Annotated in this window: 18 protein-coding genes; 10 read left to right on the top strand and 8 right to left on the bottom strand. The window is 70.7% G+C overall.

Annotation, left to right across the window (positions count from 1 at the left end):
- Window positions 1-45 precede the first annotated feature (45 nt).
- The 3 genes from RM445_RS01995 to RM445_RS01985 all read right to left on the bottom strand — a co-directional run bounded on the left by RM445_RS01995 (window position 46) and on the right by RM445_RS01985 (window position 2854).
- Complete coding sequence (locus RM445_RS01995; RefSeq protein WP_311554191.1) at window positions 46-624, bottom strand: NlpC/P60 family protein; 579 nt, start codon at window positions 622-624, stop codon at window positions 46-48.
- A gap of 539 nt (window positions 625-1163) precedes the next feature.
- A complete protein-coding gene (locus RM445_RS01990; RefSeq protein WP_311554190.1) occupies window positions 1164-2279 on the bottom strand; it encodes an inositol-3-phosphate synthase in 1116 nt (371 codons plus the stop codon).
- On the bottom strand, window positions 2276-2854 hold the full coding sequence (locus RM445_RS01985) for a PadR family transcriptional regulator (protein ID WP_311554189.1): 579 nt from the start codon (window positions 2852-2854) through the stop codon (window positions 2276-2278). The genes RM445_RS01990 and RM445_RS01985 overlap by 4 nt, the downstream gene beginning before the upstream one ends.
- A gap of 152 nt (window positions 2855-3006) precedes the next feature.
- Between RM445_RS01985 and RM445_RS01980 the strand changes: the two genes are divergently transcribed.
- From RM445_RS01980 to RM445_RS01970, 3 genes are read left to right on the top strand one after another with little or no spacing between them, the layout of a single operon-like run.
- Complete coding sequence (locus tag RM445_RS01980) at window positions 3007-3426, top strand: DUF5318 family protein (protein WP_311554188.1); 420 nt, start codon at window positions 3007-3009, stop codon at window positions 3424-3426.
- 48 nt (window positions 3427-3474) lie between these two features.
- The gene (locus tag RM445_RS01975) at window positions 3475-6033 is read left to right on the top strand and encodes a transglycosylase domain-containing protein (protein WP_311554187.1); all 2559 of its coding nucleotides are present in this window, start codon (window positions 3475-3477) and stop codon (window positions 6031-6033) included.
- Between the two features lie 5 nt (window positions 6034-6038).
- A complete protein-coding gene (locus RM445_RS01970) occupies window positions 6039-7586 on the top strand; it encodes a glycosyltransferase family 87 protein (RefSeq protein WP_311554186.1) in 1548 nt (515 codons plus the stop codon).
- Here the strand turns inward: RM445_RS01970 and RM445_RS01965 are convergent.
- Together RM445_RS01965 and RM445_RS01960 are read right to left on the bottom strand one after the other, a co-directional pair.
- Window positions 7564-8958 (bottom strand): glycosyltransferase family 87 protein, encoded by a 1395-nt coding sequence (locus RM445_RS01965; protein ID WP_311554184.1) that lies wholly within the window; start codon window positions 8956-8958, stop codon window positions 7564-7566. The two genes, RM445_RS01970 and RM445_RS01965, sit on opposite strands and share 23 nt — an antisense overlap.
- A 4-nt stretch (window positions 8959-8962) precedes the next feature.
- A complete protein-coding gene (locus RM445_RS01960) occupies window positions 8963-9733 on the bottom strand; it encodes a deoxyribonuclease IV (RefSeq protein ID WP_311554183.1) in 771 nt (256 codons plus the stop codon).
- Between the two features lie 229 nt (window positions 9734-9962).
- Here RM445_RS01960 and rpsF point away from each other — a divergent pair, with 229 nt between their 5' ends.
- The 5 genes from rpsF (at window position 9963) to RM445_RS01935 (ending at window position 15243) form a co-directional block, all read left to right on the top strand.
- Window positions 9963-10274, top strand: a complete 312-nt coding sequence (rpsF, locus tag RM445_RS01955) for a 30S ribosomal protein S6 (RefSeq protein ID WP_311554182.1) — start codon at window positions 9963-9965, stop codon at window positions 10272-10274.
- Window positions 10275-10276: 2 nt separating this feature from the next.
- Entirely contained in the window at window positions 10277-10783 is a 507-nt protein-coding gene (locus tag RM445_RS01950; protein ID WP_311554181.1) for a single-stranded DNA-binding protein, read from the top strand.
- Window positions 10784-10815: 32 nt separating this feature from the next.
- Window positions 10816-11052 carry a 30S ribosomal protein S18 gene (gene rpsR / locus RM445_RS01945; RefSeq protein WP_311554180.1) on the top strand — a complete coding sequence of 79 codons (237 nt, stop codon included), beginning with the start codon at window positions 10816-10818 and terminating at the stop codon, window positions 11050-11052.
- Between the two features lie 14 nt (window positions 11053-11066).
- Window positions 11067-11516: a 50S ribosomal protein L9 gene (gene rplI / locus RM445_RS01940; RefSeq protein ID WP_311554179.1), complete on the top strand. Its 450-nt coding sequence runs from the start codon at window positions 11067-11069 to the stop codon at window positions 11514-11516.
- A 538-nt stretch (window positions 11517-12054) separates the two neighbouring features.
- Complete coding sequence (locus tag RM445_RS01935) at window positions 12055-15243, top strand: replicative DNA helicase (RefSeq protein ID WP_311554178.1); 3189 nt, start codon at window positions 12055-12057, stop codon at window positions 15241-15243.
- 59 nt (window positions 15244-15302) lie between these two features.
- On the opposite strand, the gene RM445_RS01930 is transcribed toward RM445_RS01935, so the two are convergent.
- Complete coding sequence (locus RM445_RS01930; RefSeq protein WP_311554177.1) at window positions 15303-15944, bottom strand: TetR/AcrR family transcriptional regulator; 642 nt, start codon at window positions 15942-15944, stop codon at window positions 15303-15305.
- A 69-nt stretch (window positions 15945-16013) separates the two neighbouring features.
- On the opposite strand from RM445_RS01930, the gene RM445_RS01925 reads away from it, so the two are divergent.
- Window positions 16014-16187, top strand: a complete 174-nt coding sequence (locus RM445_RS01925) for a hypothetical protein (RefSeq protein WP_311554176.1) — start codon at window positions 16014-16016, stop codon at window positions 16185-16187.
- A gap of 58 nt (window positions 16188-16245) precedes the next feature.
- Window positions 16246-17118 (top strand): TIGR03560 family F420-dependent LLM class oxidoreductase, encoded by an 873-nt coding sequence (locus RM445_RS01920; protein ID WP_311554175.1) that lies wholly within the window; start codon window positions 16246-16248, stop codon window positions 17116-17118.
- Between the two features lie 90 nt (window positions 17119-17208).
- Here the strand turns inward: RM445_RS01920 and RM445_RS01915 are convergent, their stop codons facing one another.
- Both RM445_RS01915 and RM445_RS01910 read right to left on the bottom strand, forming a co-directional pair.
- A complete protein-coding gene (locus RM445_RS01915) occupies window positions 17209-18696 on the bottom strand; it encodes an FGGY-family carbohydrate kinase (RefSeq protein ID WP_311554174.1) in 1488 nt (495 codons plus the stop codon).
- Window positions 18697-18723: 27 nt separating this feature from the next.
- Window positions 18724-19767 carry a zinc-binding dehydrogenase gene (locus RM445_RS01910; protein ID WP_311554173.1) on the bottom strand — a complete coding sequence of 348 codons (1044 nt, stop codon included), beginning with the start codon at window positions 19765-19767 and terminating at the stop codon, window positions 18724-18726.
- Window positions 19768-19794 lie beyond the last annotated feature (27 nt).

Raw genomic sequence — 19794 nt, 5'->3', positions numbered from 1 at the left:
GGCCGCCCGGCCTCACCGGGCGGCCGCCTGCTCGGAACTGACGGGCTAGACGCGGCGGGCGGAGTTGAACGGCATCCGGCTGATGTCGGAGATCTTCACCGGGCTCTTGCGGCTGCTCGCGTGAACGACCTTGCCGTTGCCGATGTAGATGCCCACGTGGCTCACCGGCTTGTAGAAGAACACCAGGTCGCCGGGCTGCAGGGCCGACTTCGACACCGGGCTGCCGACGCGCGACATGGCGTTGCTGGTGCGGGGCAGCGACTTGCCCGAGCTCTTGAAGGCCCACGTGACGAGGCCGGAGCAGTCGAAGGCGTTGGGGCCCGTGGCGCCGTAGCGGTAGGGCGAACCGATCTTGCCGAGGGCCTTCTGCATCGCCGACCTGCGCGCGGCGGCGGGCGCGGCGGCGGCGACGGCCTGCGGGTCGAGCGTGATGGTGGCCGACCTCGCGGCGAGCGGCACCACGGTGGTGCTGACGGTGACTGTCGGGCTCGCGGGCGGGGCCGCCGGTGCGGCGGCCGGAGCTGCCGGCACCGTGGCGAACAGGGCGGCGGCCGCGGCGGACCCGGCGACGACGGCGGCGCGGCGGGTCAGCGCGGGCCGCAGGGACACGGGTTTGGGGGACACAGCGTCGTCCTTCGTGAGCACCGCCGTCCCGACTGATGCGTCGGATCGGAGGGCGGCGCAGGATGCGCTCGCACTCCCGTGCGGTGACCCCATGCCCGCCGCTCCGGGTGAGCTGCGGTCCATCGGGGCCGCCTACAACATTACGAACGCATTTCGATGCTTTGCCATGATGTAGATAACAGAAAGGTCTACTTCTTTTAGTGAGCCTCTTCACGGTAAATCATGCCCCGAGTGGTGGAGTCACACGCTTGTTGTTCCGGATAGTGGCAGCGGATATGGGACTCATCAGAGTGAGCGCGGTCACCAAACCCGCGATTCGGGGCGAGATCGGGTCGTGATTGAGCCGGTGGAGTGAAACACCTTCCAGACCGGAACTGTGCAAGCGTTTCCGCACTGGAAGGAGTTCTGCGGGCGAAAGCATTTCCAGAACGGAAAGGAATCCACAGTGGAACGAGCGTCGGCGCAGGCAGGCGGCCACGAAAAAAATCGGCCCCGGATACGGTGGATACCGTGCCCGGGGCCGACGACCGATGAACGACCTAGTTCTCTCGCTCCCCGCGGATGAACTCCTCGACGGCACGCCGTGCCTCGTCGTCGCTGTACTGCTCCGGAGGCGACTTCATGAAGTAACTCGACGCCGACAGGATCGGGCCGCCGATTCCCCGGTCCTTGGCGATCTTTGCGGCCCGAACGGCGTCGATGATGATGCCGGCCGAGTTCGGTGAATCCCAGACCTCGAGCTTGTACTCCAGGTTGAGCGGGACGTCGCCGAACGCCCGGCCCTCCAGCCGCACGTAGGCCCACTTGCGGTCGTCGAGCCAGGCGACGTAGTCCGACGGCCCGATGTGCACGTTGTCCCGGCCGATGGGATTCTGCCGGTCGCGGTCGACCTGTGAGGTGACGGCCTGGGTCTTCGAGACCTTCTTCGACTCGAGCCGCTCGAGCTCCTTCATGTTGAGGAAGTCCATGTTCCCGCCCACGTTGAGCTGCATCGTGCGGTCGAGCTGCACGCCGCGGTCCTCGAACAGCCGGGCCAGCACCCGGTGCGTGATGGTCGCGCCGACCTGGCTCTTGATGTCGTCGCCGACAATCGGCACGCTGGCGGCCCGGAACTTCTCCGCCCACACGGGATCCGACGCGATGAACACCGGCAGCGCATTGACGAAGGCGACCCCGGCGTCCAGCGCGGCCTGGGCGTAGAAGCGGTCGGCCGCCTCGCTGCCCACCGGCAGGTACGACACGAGCACGTCGGCGTGGCTGTCGCGCAGCACCTGGGCGACGTCGACCGGCTCGTCGTCCGACTCGGTGATCGTCGCCCGGTAGAAGCGGCCCAGTCCGTCGAGGGTGTGGCCGCGCTGCACCGGCACGTCCAGCGGCGGCACGTCGGCGATCTTGATGGTGTTGTTCTCGCTGGCGGAGATCGCCTCGGCCAGGTCGCGGCCGACCTTCTTCGCGTCGACGTCGAACGCCGCGACGAAAGTGATGTCGCGGACGTGGTAGCCGCCGAAGTCGACGTGCATCAGGCCGGGGACCCGGACCGCTGGGTCCGCGTCGCGGTAGTACTGGACGCCCTGCACGAGCGACGCGGCACAGTTGCCGACGCCGACGACGGCCACCCTGACCTGATGGTGGCGTGTGGTCGGTTCGCTGGTCATATTTCTCCCGGGTTCTCATTCGTGGGTTCGGTCCGGATCGTCCGGTCGTTCGCCGCCCGCTCCTGCTGGATCAGCTCGTTGAGCCACCGCACCTCGCGCTCGCTGGTGTCGAGGCCGAGCTGGTGCAGCTCGCGGGTGTAGCGGTCGATCTGCTCGCCCGCCCGGGCGAGCACCGCACGCAGGCCCTCCCTGCGCTCCTCGACGGCACGCCTGCGGCCCTCGAGGATCCGCATCCGGATCTCGGCGGGCGTGCGGGAGAAGAAGGCGAGGTGCACGCCGAAGCCGTCGTCGTCGAACGACTGGGGGCCGGAGTCGGCGAGCAGTTCGGCGAAGCGCTCCTTGCCCTCGGCGGTGATGCGGTACACGCGCCGGGCGCGCCGGGACCAGGAGGCGTCGGCGGCCGGGGCGGTGTCCTCCACGATCAGCCCGGCTCTGGTCAGCCGACGCAGCGCTGGGTACAGGGAGCCGTAGGAGATCACCCGCAGGCCGCCGAGCCGCGTGCTGAGCTGCTTGCGGAGCTCGTAGCCGTGCTCGGGGGCCTCGTACAGCAGGCCGAGGATCGCCAGCTCGAGCATCGGGACCCTTCCTGCCGCACTCCGATGGGTGACGTCAGCATATCGATCCGATACATCCGGAAGAGGGACGGCAGGCGTCGTCACCCACCTGGCGGCAGGACGCGCAGGCGGTCCGGGCCGGGGCAGGTGCCACCCCGCGTACCCTGACGCGGGTGCGTACCCAGCGACAGGTGGTCGACTACGCGTTGCAGCGCCGTGCGCTGCTCGCGGACGTCCACGCCGGTCGCGTCGCCGTGGAGGAGGTCTGCGATGCGGGGCCCTACCTGCTCCGCGCCGCCCGCTTCCACGGTGAGCCGACGGAGCAGGCCTGCCCGGTCTGCCGCAAGGAGCGGCTCACGCTCGTCTCGTGGGTCTTCGGCGATGCGCTGCGGCATGCGGCCGGCAGTGCCAGGCGACCCGACGAGCTCGAGCGTCTCGCCGCGCTGCACGCCGACTTCTCCGTCCACGTCGTGGAGGTCTGCAACAGCTGCCGGTGGAACCACCTGGTGCTCTCCTACGTCATGGGTAGCGGCGGCGATCCCGACACCGGCACCGGCCGTGCCCGCGAGCGACGCCGGACCGTCGCCGAGTGAACCCCGACCTTCCGGCTCCCCCCGGATCGACTCCCCCCGGAGAGTGCGTTGACTGACCAGCGCGAGTACCCCCCCGGCCCGGAGCATCCGGTCGGCCGTCCGCCGGCGGCGGTGCCGCCCGGTCGTCCCGTAGCCCGCCCGGTCCCGCCTGTCTCGCCACCCTGGCCGGCGCCGATCCGGCAGCCGGGGCCACGCCCCCAGCCCGCCGGCGGCGTTCCCCTGCTCACGCACGACGCCACGGGCGGCGGGTGGACGACGGCGGGCTACCCGCCCGAGCCGGTCGCGGCGCCCGGTCCGGTCGGTGCCGCCGCTCGCCAGGCCGCACCGCCCCGCAGGGGTTACGGCCCACCGCCGGGACCCCCGCCCCCGGGACGCGGCCCCACCCCACCCGACGACCGTCCCGGTCCGTCCGCGGGCGACGGCTCGGGAGGCGGCCGCCGCTGGTCGCGCCGGGTGCTGTGGACGTCCGTGGGGCTGGTCGGCCTGGGCCTGCTCGCGCCGGTGGTGGCGTTCCTCGTGGGCTGGGTGGTGTTCGACGTGCCGTCGGCGAACCAGACCGCCGTCACGCAGGTGGCCACGTTCAAGTACGCCAACGGCCCCGCGCTGGCCACCATCCGGCCCGACAACGTCAACCGCACGATCGTCACGCTCGACCAGGTCCCCGAGCACGTGCGGCAGTCCGTGCTGTCGGCCGAAGACCGGTCGTTCTACTCCAACCCGGGCTTCGACCTCACGGGTATCGGCCGCGCGCTGTGGAACCAGGCCACGGGCGGGGTCGGCGGCGGCTCGACCATCACGCAGCAGTACGTGAAGGTCTCGACCGGGCAGGACTCCGTGTCGCTGCTGCGCAAGTACAAGGAGATCGTCCTCGCGGTCAAGATCTCCCAGGAGCAGAGCAAGGACCAGATCCTCGAGAACTACCTGAACGTCATCTACCTGGGCCGCGGTGCGTACGGGATCCAGGCGGCGAGCCAGGCGTACTTCGGCAAGGACGTCAAGGACCTCACGGTGTCCGAGGGCGCGATGCTCGCCGGCACCATCCAGTCGCCGTCGCGGTGGGACCCCGCGAAGAACCTCGAGAAGTCGACCGAGCGGTGGAACTTCGTCCTCGACGGCATGGTCGCCCAGGGCTGGCTGCCGGCCGCTGACCGGGCCCAGGAGCAGTTCCCGAAGTTCCTGCCGGAGGCGCCACAGGCCGGAGGCATTCCCGGCGACGCGGGCGGCCACGTCTACAAGCTGGCGATGGACGAGCTCGCAGCCCGCGGGATCACCGACCAGGAGATCAACACCGCGGGCCTCACCATCGACCTGACGATCGACTCCAAGCGCCAGGAGCAGGCCGTCGCCGCGGTGACGAAGGTGCTCAAGGGGCAGCCGGCCAACCTGCGGGGCGCGCTGGTGTCGGTCGATCCGAAGACCGGGGCGATCCTGGCGTACTACGGCGGCTCGAACGGGGTCGGCGTCGACTACGCCCAGGCCCGGCGGCAGCCCGGCTCGTCGTTCAAGCCGTTCGTGCTCTCGGCGGCGCTGCAGGACTCCCGCCAGGACGTCGGGCTGGGCAGCACCTACGACGGGTCGTCACCGCAGGACTTCCTCGGGGTGCGGGTCGGCAACTCCGAAGGGTTCAGCTGCAACCCCTGCACGGTTCAGCAGGCGATGACGAAGTCGGTCAACACCGTCTTCTACAAGATGGGCATCGACACCGGTCCGCAGCGCGTGGTCGACGCCGCCCACCAGGCCGGGATCCCAGGCGACGAGCTGCCGAACCCGACGGCGGGCATCTCGCTGGGCGACAAGGAGGTCCGCCCGGTCGACATGGCCTCGGCGTTCGCCACGTTCGCGGCCGACGGGATCCGGCACGACCCGTACGTGGTCGCGAAGGTGACGGCGGCCGACGGCCGGGTGATCTACGACCGCGGCACCGAGACCGGCCAGCAGGTCGTGCCGCAGCCGGTGGCACGCAACGTCACCGAGGCGATGGTCGACGTGGCCGCCTCCGGCGGGATCGCCCCGGCCGGGCGGCCGGTCGCCGGCAAGACCGGCACCGTCCAGCACCCGACGCTGAACGGGCAGAACAAGGACGCGTGGATGGTCGGCTACACCCCGTCGGTGTCCACGGCCGTCTGGGTCGGCACCGACCAGAGCGATCCGATCAAGAACTCGGCCGGGCGCCCCGTGTTCGGGCGGATGCTGCCCGGCTCGATCTGGCAGACGTTCATGACCGGAGCGCTGCGCGGCACCCCCGTCGAGCAGTTCTCCCCCTTCGTCGCGCTCGGCGCGCCGCCGGTCGTCGTGACGGAGTCCGACGGCTCCGACGACGAGGACTCCGACGAGAAGTCGGACGAGGACAAGGACAAGAAGGACTCCGACTCCGACAGCGACTCCTCGAGCAGCGGATCGGGTAGCTCGAGCGACTCCGACAGCTCGGGCGACTCGCGCGGGAGCGGCTCGGACAGCGGGTCCGACGGCCGCTCGAGCAGCGACGACTCCTCCGACGAGGGGGCTGCGTTCGACCAGAGCCCGTTCGACGTTCCGGGTCTGCGCAGCAGCAGCCAGCCGGTGTCGCGGACGTCGGGCCGGCAGCCCCTCACCGCCGGGACACCGTAGACGGGATGAGCCGCCCGCCGGGACCGCACGCCTCCCCGGAGCCCGTGGGCCGGGTGATCCCGACCTGGACGGAGCCGCTCGCGGCTGCCGCGAGCCGGGTCGTCGGTGGCCCGCTGGGGGCGCACGCGGTCGTCGGGCGCAGCCGGTTCTGGACGCCGCTGCGCGCGATGCTCCTCGTCGCGGTCGCCCTCCTGGCACTCGGCTGGCTGGGCAAGGCGCCGTGCCTCCAGCAGTACAAGACGGACGACGGGCTCGCGCTGGACTGGCGCAACAACCGCCAGTACGTCGCGATGTGCTACTCGGACACCGTGCCGCTCTACGGCATCGAGCGCCTCGACAGCGGGGCCGTGCCGTACCGCGACTCGTGGGTGCAGGACCCGGGCACGGCCACCGAACAGGTCCAGTACATGGAGTACCCGGTGCTGACGGGCTTCTTCCAGTACGCGAACGCGCGGCTGACCGCCGGATGGCTTGCGCTGGTCGCGCAGCACCCGTGGCTGCCGAGCGGGCTCCCGGTCGTCGTCTACTTCACCGTCGGCGCGTTCTGGCTGGCGTCGTCCTGGCTGGTCACCGTCTGGGCGGTGTGCCGGCTGCGTCCCGCGCGGCCGTGGGACGCCGTGCTCGTCGCCGGCTCGCCGCTGGTGGCGGTGCACGTGTTCACCAACTTCGACGCGCTCGCCGTCGCGTTCGCGACCGCCGGGCTGCTCGCGTTCCCCCGACGCCGGCCGGTGCTCGCCGGGGTGCTGCTGGGTGTGGGCGGCGCCCTCAAGCTCTACCCGTTGCTCCTGCTGGTGCCGCTGGTGCTGCTGGGCATGCGCCGCCGCGATCCGGGCACGGTGGTGCGCACCACCGTGGCGGCGCTCGGGACCTGGGCGGTGGTCAACGTGCCGGTCGCGCTGGTCTGGACCGCGGGCTGGTGGGAGTTCTTCCAGCTCAACAACAGCCGGACCGCGGATCCCGACTCGCTGTGGTACGTCGTCTCCTACTTCACCGGCTGGCCTGGGTTTGACGGCGATCTCGCGTCGGGGGAGATCCCGACGCTGCTCAACGCCGTCGTCCTTGCACTGTTCGTGGCGACGTGCGCGGGGGTGGCCCTGCTCGTGCGCCGCGCCCCGCGGCCCCCGCGGCTCGCGTCGCTGGCCTTTCTCGTCGTCGCAGCGTTCCTGCTGGTCAACAAGGTGTGGAGCCCGCAGTACTCACTGTGGCTGGTGCCGCTGGCCGTGCTCGCGCTGCCCCGCTGGCGCCTGCTGCTGGCGTGGATGACGCTCGACGCGCTCGTGTGGGTGCCGCGGATGTTCTACTACGTCGGGCCCGCCGCGCGGGGGCTCCCGCCCGACTGGTTCCTCGGCGCCGTCGTCGCCCGCGACGCTCTGGTGGTGGTGCTGATGGTGCTGGTGGTGCGCAGCATCCTGCGACCGGACACGGACCCGGTCCGCGCGGCCGTCGGCCCGGCTGCGCCAGGTGTGGACGACCCGGAGTGGCCGGCCCCGCCGTCCGGGAGCGGGCAGCTCGTCGCCCGCCGACCGGTGCTCAGCTCGTCCGCACCGCGGTAGCGGGGGCGAGCCGATCGCTGACCATCGTCGTCGGCACCTTCAGCATCACGATGAACAGCCCCACCAGCAGGGCGGCGCGGCCCCACACCCCGATGGCCACGGCCTGGGCGGCGAACCCGCCCCCGACGCCGACGTCCATCCCGGCGTTGAGCAGGTAGAACAGGCGGAAGATGCCGACGTACATCGCGAGGTCGGCCAGCAGGTAGGCGACGATCCACCCCCAGCGCACCCGCAGCAGCACGAAGAACGGCAGCAGCCACAGGGTGTACTGCGGCGAGTGCACCTTGTGCAGCAGCAGGAAGCCGCACAGCATCGCGGCACTGACCCCGATCCACGGGTAGTGGCTGTCGCCGCGTCGCCACCGCCGCCAGCCCACCGCCAGCGCGATCGTGAACGACGCCAGCACGAGGACCGGCGAGAGCCGGTCGACCGTCGCCTGGAAGTCGAGGTTCGTCGGCTCCGACCAGGGCCGGAAGCCCCAGTACCAGACCGAGTTCGTGGTGATGTCGACCTTCCGCAGCTCCTGGAAGGTGAACGACGCGCGCCAGCCCTCGTAGCCCGCGATCGCGAACGGCAGGTTCACCAGCACGACCGTGAGCACGGCGGCCGCGACGACCCGCGCGGCGCCCCGCCAGTCCGGTGGCGCGCCGCGTCCGGGTGCGGTGAGCACCAGCAGCGCGAGCGGGGCGACGAACGCGCCGGGGTAGAGCTTGAACGCGAAACCGAGCCCGAGCAGCACCGAGGCGACCACGGCCCGGTCGGCCAGCGGGCGCGGGGTGCGCCAGCAGTGCACCGCGTACACCGCTCCCACCGCGCAGGCCACCACCGGGAGGTCCCAGTTGTGGAAGGCGTAGAGCACCAGCGGTGGCCCGAGCGCCCACAGCAGCGCCCGCCAGCGGGCCATGCGACCCAGCATCCAGCCCGTCAGTAGCCCGAACGGCGCCATGAGCAGCGCCGACCAGACCAGGAACTCCCCGTCGGTGTGCGACGGTACGGCCGCGACCCACATGAGCAGCCCGGAGAGCACCGGGTACTCGACGGTGCCGCCGCGCAGCTCGCCCTCCGGCGTGATCGACCCCGTGAGGTAGGGGAACACGTGCAGGTCGATGTCGCGGCCCAGCCACAGCTTCTGGATGTCCGAGTAGCAGACGTCGCGGTTCGCCCGGACCGTGAAGTCGGGGGCGCTGCGGCCCTGCGCGTCGAACTCCGGGCCCACGCAGCGCGCCTTGTTCGCGTACCCGGCGACCAGGGTGAGCCCGGTGAGTATGACGACGACCGCGAGCAGCAGTCGGCCGGGCCCGGGCGCGCGCCCCCTCGACGCCCGGGCGTCGCCTGCGACGTCCGGGGTCAGGCCGGCGGCCACGCCCGTCACGGGGTCACGAACCGAGCCGCTCGCGCAGGAACGCGATGTCCGCCGCCTGGCCCTCCGCCGGGGTCTCGACCACGACGGGCGCGCCCGCCGCGGCGCAGACCGCCACGAGGACGTCCGGCTCGATCGTGCCGTCGCCGATGTTCGCGTGCCGGTCGCGGGCCGAACCGAACTCGTCGCGCGAGTCGTTGAGGTGCACCAGGTCGATCCGTCCCGTGATCGCCTTGATCCGGTCGACCGCGTCGGTGAGGTCCTCCCCGGCGGCGAACGCGTGGCAGGTGTCGAGGCAGAAGCCCACGTCGAACTCGGCGACGGCGTCCCAGAGGCGGGCCAGCGCGTCGAACCGCCGGGCCATCGCGAAGTCGCCGCCCGCGGTGTTCTCGATCAGTACGGGCACCGGGAAGCCGCCCTCGTCCGCCTGGCGGGCGAGGAACTTGCGCCAGTTCTCCACGCCGTCCGCGGGGTCGTCCTTCGCGGTGACGTGCCCGCCGTGCACCACGAGCCCGATGGCGCCGACCTCGGCCGCGCCCACGGCGTGCTGCGTCACCAGCTTGCGGGAGGGGATGCGGATCCGGTTGTTCGGCGAGGCCAGGTTGACCACGTAGGGCGCGTGCACGACGACCGCCAGGGGGCCCTCGCGCAGCTCCGCCGCCTGCGGGTGCGCCGGGGGCTTCTTCCACCCCTGCGGGTCGGCGAGGAACATCTGCACGATCCCTGCGCCACGCTCGGCCGCCGAGGCGACCGGGTCTGCCTCTCGTACGTGGGCACCGATGAGCATGGCCCTTAGAGTAGTGACCTCCCCCGACGGTTTCCGGCGCCGCCTCGGGACCGCCCGGTCGGAGCGGTCTCACCCGGTTGGTACTCTGTGGTACCGCCCCGATCGGCCGCGTTCCCGTGGCCGCCGACGTCCGCCCTCGCGGCGAGCCGTTCTTGTCGGGGCTAGGTGAGAACCTCCTGCCGCGGACCGACCGTGGCCGCTACCAGTCCATAGGAGGTGATTGGTTCTCATGCGTCACTACGAGCTGTTGGTCATTCTCGACCCGAGCCTCGACGAGCGTACGGTGCAGCCGTCGCTGGAGACCTTCCTGAACGTCATCCGCACGGATGGCGGGTCGGTGGAGAAGATCGAGATCTGGGGCAAGCGCCGCCTGGCCTACGAGATCGAGAAGAACGCCGAGGGCATCTACGCGCTCCTCGAGGTCACCTGCGAACCGGCGACCGTCTCCGAGCTCGACCGCCAGCTGGGGCTCAACGAGTCCGTGCTGCGCACCAAGGTCCTGCGCCTCGAGCGCAAGCGCGTCCCCGCGGCTGCGAGCTGATCATGGCTGGCGAGACTGTCATCACCGTGGTCGGCAACCTGACGGCCGACCCCGAGCTGCGCTTCACCCCGTCGGGTGCGGCCGTCGCGAACTTCACCGTGGCCTCCACCCCGCGCACTTTCGACCGCCAGTCCGGCGAGTGGAAGGACGGCGAGGCGCTGTTCATGCGCTGCAACGTGTGGCGGCAGCCGGCGGAGAACGTCGCCGAGTCGCTCACCCGCGGCATGCGGGTCATGGTGTCCGGCCGGCTGCGGCAGCGGTCGTTCGAGACGCGGGAGGGCGAGAAGCGCACCGTCGTCGAGCTCGAGGTCGACGAGGTCGGGCCCTCGCTGCGCTATGCCACGGCGAAGGTGAACAAGGTCGCCCGCAGTGGTGGGAGCGGCGGCTACGGCGGCGGCGGCGGAGGTGGCGGCGGTGGGTCCGCCCCGGCCGGCGGCTACGACGACCCGTGGGGCTCGGCACCGGCTGCCGGCAGTGGCCCCGCTGCGGACGACGAGCCTCCGTTCTAAGCCCCCACACCAGAACCACCCAGGAGCACCCCATGCCCAAACCCATCTTGCGTAAGGTCAAGAAGAAGGTCTGTGCGTTCTGCAAGGACACGGACCAGGACATCGACTACAAGGACACAGGCCTGCTGCGGAAGTTCATCTCCGACCGCGGCAAGATCCGGGCCCGTCGGGTCAGCGGCAACTGCCGCCAGCACCAGCGTGACGTCGCGGTCGCAGTGAAGAACTCGCGCGAGGTCGCCCTGTTGCCCTACACCTCGACCGCGCGCTGAGCGGAGGGAACATCGTGAAGCTCATTCTCACCGGTGACGTGCCCAATCTTGGTGCGCCCGGCGACATCGTCGAGGTCAAGGACGGCTACGGCCGCAACTACCTGCTTCCGCGTGGGCTGGCCGTGGTGGCCACCCGCGGCGCGGAGAAGCAGGTCGACGCGATCCGTCGGGCCCGCAAGTCGCGCGAGATCCGCGACCTCGGGCACGCCCGCGAGGTCGCAGCCCAGCTGGGCGGCCTCTCGGTCACCGTCAAGGCGAAGGCCGCCGGCGAATCGGGTCGGCTGTTCGGCTCGGTGACGTCCGCGGACGTCGTCGACGCGGTCCGGGCCGCGGGTGGCCCGGCCCTCGACCGCCGGGCGGTCGACGTACCGGCCCAGATCAAGACCGTCGGCAAGCACCCTGTCACGGTGCGCCTCCACCCGGAGGTCACCACCGAGCTGGACGTCGCGGTGGTCGCCGGCTGACGCCAGTCGTCACCCAGCGTAAGGGGCGGGTGCCGAGCTTCGAGCTCGGTACCCGCCCCTTCGTCGTTTCCGGGTGAGTCCGGAGCCGGTGAGTGAGCGGCGCTCGACCGCAACTTCCGGGACACGTGCAGGTTGCGCTGCCGTCGCCGAACGGACTTGTGGACGCGCCGTGTGGACAGGCGTCCCGGGAGGGCGACACGCCGAACGACGATCTTCTCGGCGTGTCGTACCCCCAATCTTGTCCACATCTCACTTACCTTCTCTGAGCTGCGGAAACTGCCTAAATCCGCGAGTTGTCCCCACGGTGTCCACAGGATGGTCGGGACAGCATGCTGGGCCTTTACCGGTCATCCCCATGCTGTCCACAGACCCGGCCGCGGGCATGCTCGACGGCCCGCCCCGCGACGCCTAACCTCCCGGCACGAGGGGTCGCGCGAGACGTGCGTGCCGCCTGCCGTTCATCGGTGGGACACCGGTGAACTCCCCGAGCACATCGAACGCATGTTCGATACACTGACGACCGGGGGTGACGCTGCGTATGGCCGTGACGGACGATCGAGCAGCGGGCCGGCCGCGTCCGGTGCGCTCCGCCGACGCGCCGGGGTCCGGCGCGGACATGTCGCCGTTCGACCGCCAGCCCCCGCAGGACCTCACCGCTGAACAGTCGGTGCTCGGCGGCATGCTGCTGAGCAAGGACGCGATCGCAGACGTCGTCGAGGTCCTGCGGCCCGACGACTTCTACCGCCCCGCGCACCAGACCGTCTACGAGTGCATCCTCGACCTCTACGGCCGCGGCGAGCCCGCCGACGCGGTCACCGTCTCCGCGGAGCTGCAGCGCCGGGGCGACCTGATCCGGCTCGGTGGCGCCCCGTACCTGCACACGCTCATCGCGACCGTCCCCACGGCCGCGAACGCCGCCTACTACGCCGAGATCGTCGCCGAGAAGGCCACGCTGCGCCGGCTCGTCGAAGCCGGCACGCGGATCGTCCAGCTCGGCTACCACGGCGCCGACGGTGCCGAGGTCAACGACGTCGTGGACCGCGCCCAGGCGGCCATCTACGAGGTCACCGAGCGCAGCACGAGCGAGGACTACGTCGCCCTCGAGGAGCTGCTGCAGCCCACGATGGACGAGATCGACGCCATCGCCTCGCGGGGCGGGGTGTCGCTGGGCGTCCCCACCGGCTTCGCCGACCTCGACGCCGCCACGAACGGCCTGCACCCGGGTCAGATGATCGTCGTGGCGGCTCGCCCGGGGCTCGGGAAGGCGCTCGCGCTCGACACCCCGCTGCCCACCCCGCACGGTTGGACCACGATGGGGGAGGTCCTGGCGGGTGATCTCCTGCTCGGGGCCGACGGGCACCCGACCCGGGTCCTCGCGAGAACCGAGGTGATGCTCGGCCGTCCTTGCTACGATGTCGTGTTCTCCGACGGAACCGTCATCGTCGCGGATGCGCAGCACCAGTGGCTCACCGCGGACCGCGCCGGGCGTCGGTGCGTGTGGACCACCCGAGCGTTGGCCCGCACTCTCCTCGGCGCCGACGGTCGGCCGAACCACGTCGTCGACATCGAGCAGTCCGCCCTCATCGGGGCGGGCCGGACGGCAGGGTGGGGTCGGGCCCCCGGGCGGGACATGCTGCGGGCCCCACAGCCGCGCTGGGTCGTCGACGTGCGAGCCGTGGCGAGCGTTCCGGTCCGGTGCGTCGAGGTCGACGCCGCAGACCATCTTTACCTCGCCGGTCCCTCCATGGTGCCGACCCACAACTCCACCCTGGGGCTGGACTTCGCCCGCTCCTGCTCCGTCAAGCACGGCATGACCAGCGCCGTGTTCTCGCTCGAGATGAGCAAGAGCGAGATCGTCATGCGGCTGCTGTCGGCCGAGGCGCGGATCCGGCTGTCGGACATGCGTGCCGGCCGGATGAGCGACGACGACTGGACGCGCATGGCGCGGCGGATGAGCGAGATCAGCGAGGCGCCGATCTTCATCGACGACTCGCCGAACCTCACGCTCATGGAGATCCGCGCAAAGGCGCGCCGGCTCAAGCAACGCAACGACCTCAAGCTGGTCATCCTGGACTATCTGCAGCTCATGACCTCAGGGCGCAAGGTCGAGTCGCGTCAGCAGGAGGTCAGCGAGTTCTCCCGGCAGATCAAGCTCCTGGCCAAGGAGCTCGAGGTGCCGGTGGTGGCCATCAGTCAGCTGAACCGCGGACCGGAGCAGCGCACCGACAAGCGGCCGATGATCTCGGATCTACGTGAGTCGGGCTGTGTGACCGCCGGTACCCGGCTTCTGCGCGCCGACACCGGTGCCGAGATCACCATCGGCGAACTGCTCTCCTCGGGGGAGCGGGGTGTGCGCCTGTGGTCGGTGGACGAGCGGATGCGGATGGTGGCCCGCGAGGTCACCTCGGTGTTCTCGAGCGGTGTCAAGGAGGTGTTCCGCGTCCGCCTGGCCTCCGGCCGAGAGGTCGAGGCCACCGCGAACCACCCCTTCCTCACCGTCGACGGCTGGTGCGCACTCGGTGATCTCGCCGTCGGCGACCGTGTTGCCACTCCGCGCCGTGTCCCGGCCCCGGTCCAGATGGTGGCGATGCCCGACGAGCGGGTGGTGCTACTGGCACACCTCATCGGCGACGGGTCGTTCGTCAAGCGTCAGCCGCTCCGGTACGCGAGCACGGACGAGGCGAATCTCGAGGCTGTCGAGGCAGCCGCGTCACATGAGTTCGGGATCACCGCGGTCCGCGACGAGTACGCAGCCGCCCGGGTCACGACCATGCGGCTGCCTGCTCCGTACCACCTCACTCACGGCCGGCGGAACCCGATTGCCGAGTGGCTCGACGGGCTGGGCCTGTTCGGCCTGCGCAGCTACGAGAAGTTCGTGCCGGCGCAGGTGTTCTCCCTGTCGGACGAGCAGGTGGCGCTGTTCCTGCGGCATCTGTGGGCGACCGACGGGTCGGTGAGCTGGGACGACCCCAACGGAATCGGGCGCATCTACTACTCGTCCACGAGTCGACGGTTGGTCGACGACGTGTCGCGGCTGCTCCTGCGCTTCGGCGTGCTCAGCCGAATCAAGCGGATCAAGAACCCGGGGTACCGAGACGGCTGGCACCTGCACGTCACCGGTTCGGAGCACCAGCGTGTCTTCGTCGACGTCATCGGCGTGCACGGGGCGCGTGGCGAGGCTGCTCGCGCCGTCGGCGAACGTCTGCGTGACATCGCCGCGAACACGAATCTCGACACCGTTCCGCGTGAGGTCTGGGGTCGGGTGCGGGAACTTCTCACCGAGCAGCACATGACCCACCGCAGCTTCGCTGCGGCGATGGGTTCCAGATTCTGCGGATCGACGATGTGGAAGCACGCTCCGAGTCGGTCCCGGTTGGCCAGGGCGGCCGCGGTTCTGCACGATTGCGATCTGGACATGTTCGCGACGAACGACGTCTTCTGGGACGGCATCGTCGAGATCCAGAGCCTCGGCGATCAGGAAGTGTTCGACGCCACCGTGCCCGGGACACACAGCTTCATCGCCGAGGGGATTGTCCTGCACAACTCGATCGAGCAGGACGCAGACATGGTCATCCTGCTGCACCGGCCCGACGCCTTCGAACGCGACGACCCCCGTGCCGGCGAGGCCGACCTGATCCTCGCCAAGCACAGGAACGGTCCGACCAGCACCATCACCGTCGCGCACCAGCTGCACTACAGCCGCTTCGCCGACCTCGCCCACGGCTGAGCCACCGAGGACGGCGGCGGCCGGCCCACGGTGGCGGTCATGACGACCGCCGCGAGGGTTCATCCAAGTCGGTCGGCGGTTCCCGAGGGGAAGTTGCCTAGGCCGTGTTCTAGCAGTGCCAGCGCTTCGACGGTGTGTGCGCGCACATCAGCGGCGATCGTCCGGGGGCTTTCGGCGGCGGCCAGGCGTTCGCGGGCGTAGTCGAGGAGGGCGGTGTGCACTCCCAGCAGGGCATTCGCCACGGCGTGCCGGACCGGACCTGCCGTCCGGCCATCGAGAGCGCCCGCCAGGGCGGTGGCGATGCCGGCCAGGACCTGCCGTTCCCGGGTTTGCAGGGCCGGGCTGGCCAGCACGACCCGCGCGTTCGCGCTGGCGTGTTCGAGTGCGACCTGGTCGTTGGCGATGCGGTCGAGCTGCTCGGCCTCGCCGAGCAGGAAGGTCCGGAACGCCACCAGCGCCGGCTCCCCGGCCGGCCGCTGCCGCACCGCCTCGACCAGCCGCGCGCCGAACTCCTCCAACCCGGAGTAGAACAGGTCCTCCTTGGTCGGGAAGTAGTTGAACAACGTGGCCTCGGCCACGTCGGCCTCCCGCGCGACCTCGGCCACCGTCACCTGCTGGAAGCCGCGCTCGCCGAACAGCCGGTGCGCGGTGTCCGCGATCCGCTGCCTCGTCTGTGCCTTCTTGCGCTCCCGCAACCCCACACGAACAGGGTAGCAATAATCGTCTTGCTGCCCTATGTTTGGGGTCACTGCAAGTTGCAGGAGGGGCAGATGACCGACAACGACGTACTCGATCTGGTGACCAGCATCGGTGACCGCGACGTCTCGGGCCGCTACCGGCTCACCCTCACAGCCGTCCGTTCCGGCGGGGCATGGAAGGTCGCAGCCGTGCACGTCGGCGCTCTGCAGGCCGCCGCGTCCTCGCCACCCGGGGAGCCCCGGTGAAGGCGGGCGGCCGGGCTGTCGGCCAGCCGCTGCGGCCTTCGTCCGAAAGGGGCCACCGGTGAGACTGAGCCTGAGCATCACCAACTTCTCGTGGCGCGACACCGACATCGCCCCCGCCCTGTCCCGCATCGTGCAAGCCGCCGACCAGGGCGGCCTCTACGGGGTGTGGGTCGCCGACCACCTGCTGCAGGCCGATCCCTACGGCGCCCGCCCGGGCGAGACCGAGATGCTGGAGGCCTACACCACCCTCGGGTTCCTCGCCGCGCACACCCGACAGGTACGGCTGGGCACCCTGGTCACCGGCGTCACGTTCCGGCCACCCGCACTGCTGGTCAAGGCGGTCACCACGCTGGACGTCCTGTCCTCAGGCCGAGCACTGTTCGGAGTAGGCGCCGGCTACGAGGCCGCCGAGGCCACGGCGATGGGGCTGCCGCTGCCGCACGTCGCGGAACGGTTCGAGCGGCTGGAGGAGACCCTGCGGATCGCCCGGCACCTGTGGTCCGGCGACCAGACGCCCTTCCACGGCGAGCACTACCAGCTTGCGGCGCCGGTGCACAGCCCGCCGACGATGTCCCGGCCGCACCCGCCGATCCTGATCGGCGGCACCGGCGAACGCCGCACCCTGCCATTGGTCGCCCGCTACGCCGACATGTGCAACGTCTTCGACATCCCCGACGGCGGCGCTACCGCCCGCCACAAGCTCGGCGTCCTGGCAGAGCTCTGCGCCGCGATCGGCCGCCCGTACGAGGAGATCGAGAAGACCATCTCCACCCGCCTCGACCCCGGCGAGACCCCGGCGTCGTTCGTCGAACGCTGCCAGGCGTTCGGCGAGCTGGGCATCGACCACGTCGCCGTGGTCACCACCGGGCCCTGGACGGTCGAGGCCGTCGCCACCCTCGCCGCCGCCGTCCCCGACCTCGCCCACGGCTGAGCCACCCCGCAGACAGCACGAGCGGGTCACCAGTCGGGCTCGGACTCGACTGGCGACCCGCTCACGACCGATCGATCGCTTGCCGGGCGGCTACCCCGGGTGCAGCCCGGACAGGTGGTGCTGGAGATCCTTCGTCGCCGGGTACAGATCCAGGTAGTGCCCGAACAGGTCGTCGTAGATCTGCTTGTTGTCCGGGTTCGGCCGGACCGTGTGCGCGATCTGTGCCCAGTTCGTCGACTCGTCGGCCAAGCCGGCGACCTGCGCGGCGAGGAGCGCGTCGCCGTAAGCGGCACCGATGGCGTACTTCGGCAGGTCCTGCTCGATGCCGCACACGTCGGACATGATCTGGGTCCAGACCCCGCCCTTCGTGCCGCCGCCCACCGCGACGCAGCGCTTCCCGGCCGCACCGGCCTCCGCCATCGACTGCAGCAGGTGCCGGGTGCCGAACGCGGTGGCCTCGAGCAGGGCCCGGTACAGCTCACCGCGTGTGGTGCTCAGCGTCAGCCCGGCGATGACGCCGCGCGCGTGCGGGTCGCTGATCGGTGTCCGCTCGCCGGCGAAGTAGGGCAGCGCCAACAGGCCGTTCGAGCCGGGCGCGACCTCCTCGGCCTCTTCGGTGAGGACCGCGTACTCGACCCCGCCGACGATGTCGCGCAGCCACGTGGTCAGCGCTCCACTGGCCGACAGGCCGCCGGCCAGGGAGAACGTGTTCTCGTACGTCCCGGTGAGCGACCACAGTGCCGGGTGCGGGACCGCGCGTTCGGTGATCAGGTCGGCCACGATCGTCGAGCCGTACATCAGCATGATCTGGCCGGGATCCTTCACCCCGACGCTGAGCGCCTCGGAGAACGCGTCGATGGTGCCGACGGCCACCGGAATCCCCTCGGGCAGTCCGGTCCTCCGGGCGCCCTCGGGGGTGATGTGCCCCGCGACCTGGTTGGAGTACATGAGCCGGGGCAGCGGCAGACCCGGGGCGACGTCTTCGCACCACTCCGGGATCCAGTCGCGGGCCGCCGGCGAGTACATCGGCTCGCACATCGACGCTGAGAGGTGGTCGAGCACGTACTCCCCGGTCAGCCGGAACACCGTGAAGGTGTGCGACATGAAGAAGTACCGGGTCTTCTCGTAGATCCACGGCTGGTTGCGCACCAGCCACAGCCACTTCGCGCCCTGCGACTGCGCGGTCAGCGAGTTGCCGCACCGCCGTACCACCTCGTCGTCGCCGTACTTCTCGGTGAGCTCGGCGACCTCCTTGTACGCACGGGTGTCGACGCCGTAGAGGATGGCCGGGCGCAACGGCTGACCGTCGGCGTCGGCCGGCAGCTGGCACGGTCCGATGCCGGACGTGCACACCCCGACGATCGGTCCGTCGGCCTTGGCCAGCAGCGCCTCGACGATCGAGGTGAAGTCGTGCCACCACACGTCTTCGGCGTCGTGCTCGAAGAAGCCCGGTCGCGGGTTGGACGTGCGGTGCTCGCGCGCCTCCTGGGCGACCATCTCCCCGTTCGGCCGCACGAGGACGCCCTTGGAGCTCCCCGTGCCGAAGTCGATGCCGATCAGCAGTCCGTTGTCAGCCACGTTGGCTCCTTCTCGGTCTGGCCCTGCTCAACTGTTCGGGAGGACGGCGACCTTGATGCCTTCGCCGCCGGCCACGGAGGTGATCGCTTCGGCGGCCTGGTCGAGGGGGAACCGGTGGGTCACCATCCGGCCGGCGTCGATGCGGCCCGACGAGATCAGCGCGACCGCCCGCTCGTAGTCGGCCGTCCCGGAGTTCGCCGCGCCGAGAAGGCTGATCTCCTTGTAGTGGATGAGGTTGGCCTCGATCTCGGCCCAGCCCTTGTCGGCGAGGCCGGCGAAGACCGACACCCGGCCGCGCTTGCCGACCAGGTTCAGGGCGTCGTTGACCAGCTGCGGGCGGCCGATGCAGACGACGGCGACCTGCGCGCCGAACCCGCCGGTGGCGTCCGCGACGACCGCGGCGAGGTCCTCGCTCGTCGGGTCGACGGTGGCGCCTGCACCCAGCTCGGCGGCCACCTTCCGCCGTGACTCCGACGGGTCGGAGACGATCACCGTGCGGGCGCCGGCGATCACGGCGAGCTGCAGGTGGAACAGCCCGATCGGGCCGGCACCGAGGATGACGCCGACGTCGCCGACGTCGACGCGGTACTGGTCGATGCCGTTGAGGCAGCAGGCCAGCGGCTCGGCCAGCGAGAGCTGCTCGGGCGGGAGCCCGTCCGGCGCGGCCACAAGCCGTCCGGCGCGGACGCCGATCTCCGGGATGACCATCCACTCGCCGAGGCCACCGTCGACGTCGTAGCCGACCACCAGGGCGTTCTCACAGAGGTTCTGCAGCCCGTTCTGGCAGTACCGGCAGATGCCGCAGGCGAAGATCGGGCTCACGCCGCAGAGCTGGCCGACCTGGTAGCCCTCGACGCCGTCGCCGAGTGCGGCGATCGTGCCGCTCGCCTCGTGGCCGAGCACCACACCGTGGCGAACGCCTTTCGTCTTCTCCCCGCGCATGATCCGCAGGTCGGTGCCGCAGACGGTGTTCGCCTCGACCTTGAGCAGGATCTCGCCGGGACCCGGTTCGGGATCGGGAAGCTCGGTGAGTTCTGCCTTGCCGGGTCCCTGGAACGTGAAGCCGCGCATTGCTCCCCTTCGTGCTCGAACCGAGGC

This window comes from Pseudonocardia charpentierae, assembly GCF_031845345.1.
Lineage (GTDB): Bacteria > Actinomycetota > Actinomycetes > Mycobacteriales > Pseudonocardiaceae > Pseudonocardia > Pseudonocardia charpentierae.
The sequence above is the reverse complement of the archived record's forward strand: the minus strand, read 5'-3'. Positions and strand labels throughout refer to the sequence as shown.

Excerpts from the sequence above, each read along its gene's own strand:
- RM445_RS01950 (WP_311554181.1), top strand. The coding sequence starts at position 10,277 with ATGGCTGGCGAGACTGTCATCACCGTGGTCGGCAACCTGACGGCCGAC.
- RM445_RS01925 (WP_311554176.1), top strand. The coding sequence starts at position 16,014 with ATGACCGACAACGACGTACTCGATCTGGTGACCAGCATCGGTGACCGC.
- RM445_RS01910 (WP_311554173.1), bottom strand. The coding sequence starts at position 19,767 with ATGCGCGGCTTCACGTTCCAGGGACCCGGCAAGGCAGAACTCACCGAG.
- rpsR (WP_311554180.1), top strand. The coding sequence starts at position 10,816 with ATGCCCAAACCCATCTTGCGTAAGGTCAAGAAGAAGGTCTGTGCGTTC.
- RM445_RS01985 (WP_311554189.1), bottom strand. The coding sequence starts at position 2,854 with ATGCTCGAGCTGGCGATCCTCGGCCTGCTGTACGAGGCCCCCGAGCAC.
- RM445_RS01960 (WP_311554183.1), bottom strand. The coding sequence starts at position 9,733 with ATGCTCATCGGTGCCCACGTACGAGAGGCAGACCCGGTCGCCTCGGCG.
- RM445_RS01990 (WP_311554190.1), bottom strand. The coding sequence starts at position 2,279 with ATGACCAGCGAACCGACCACACGCCACCATCAGGTCAGGGTGGCCGTC.
- rpsF (WP_311554182.1), top strand. The coding sequence starts at position 9,963 with ATGCGTCACTACGAGCTGTTGGTCATTCTCGACCCGAGCCTCGACGAG.
- RM445_RS01935 (WP_311554178.1), top strand. The coding sequence starts at position 12,055 with ATGGCCGTGACGGACGATCGAGCAGCGGGCCGGCCGCGTCCGGTGCGC.
- RM445_RS01970 (WP_311554186.1), top strand. The coding sequence starts at position 6,039 with ATGAGCCGCCCGCCGGGACCGCACGCCTCCCCGGAGCCCGTGGGCCGG.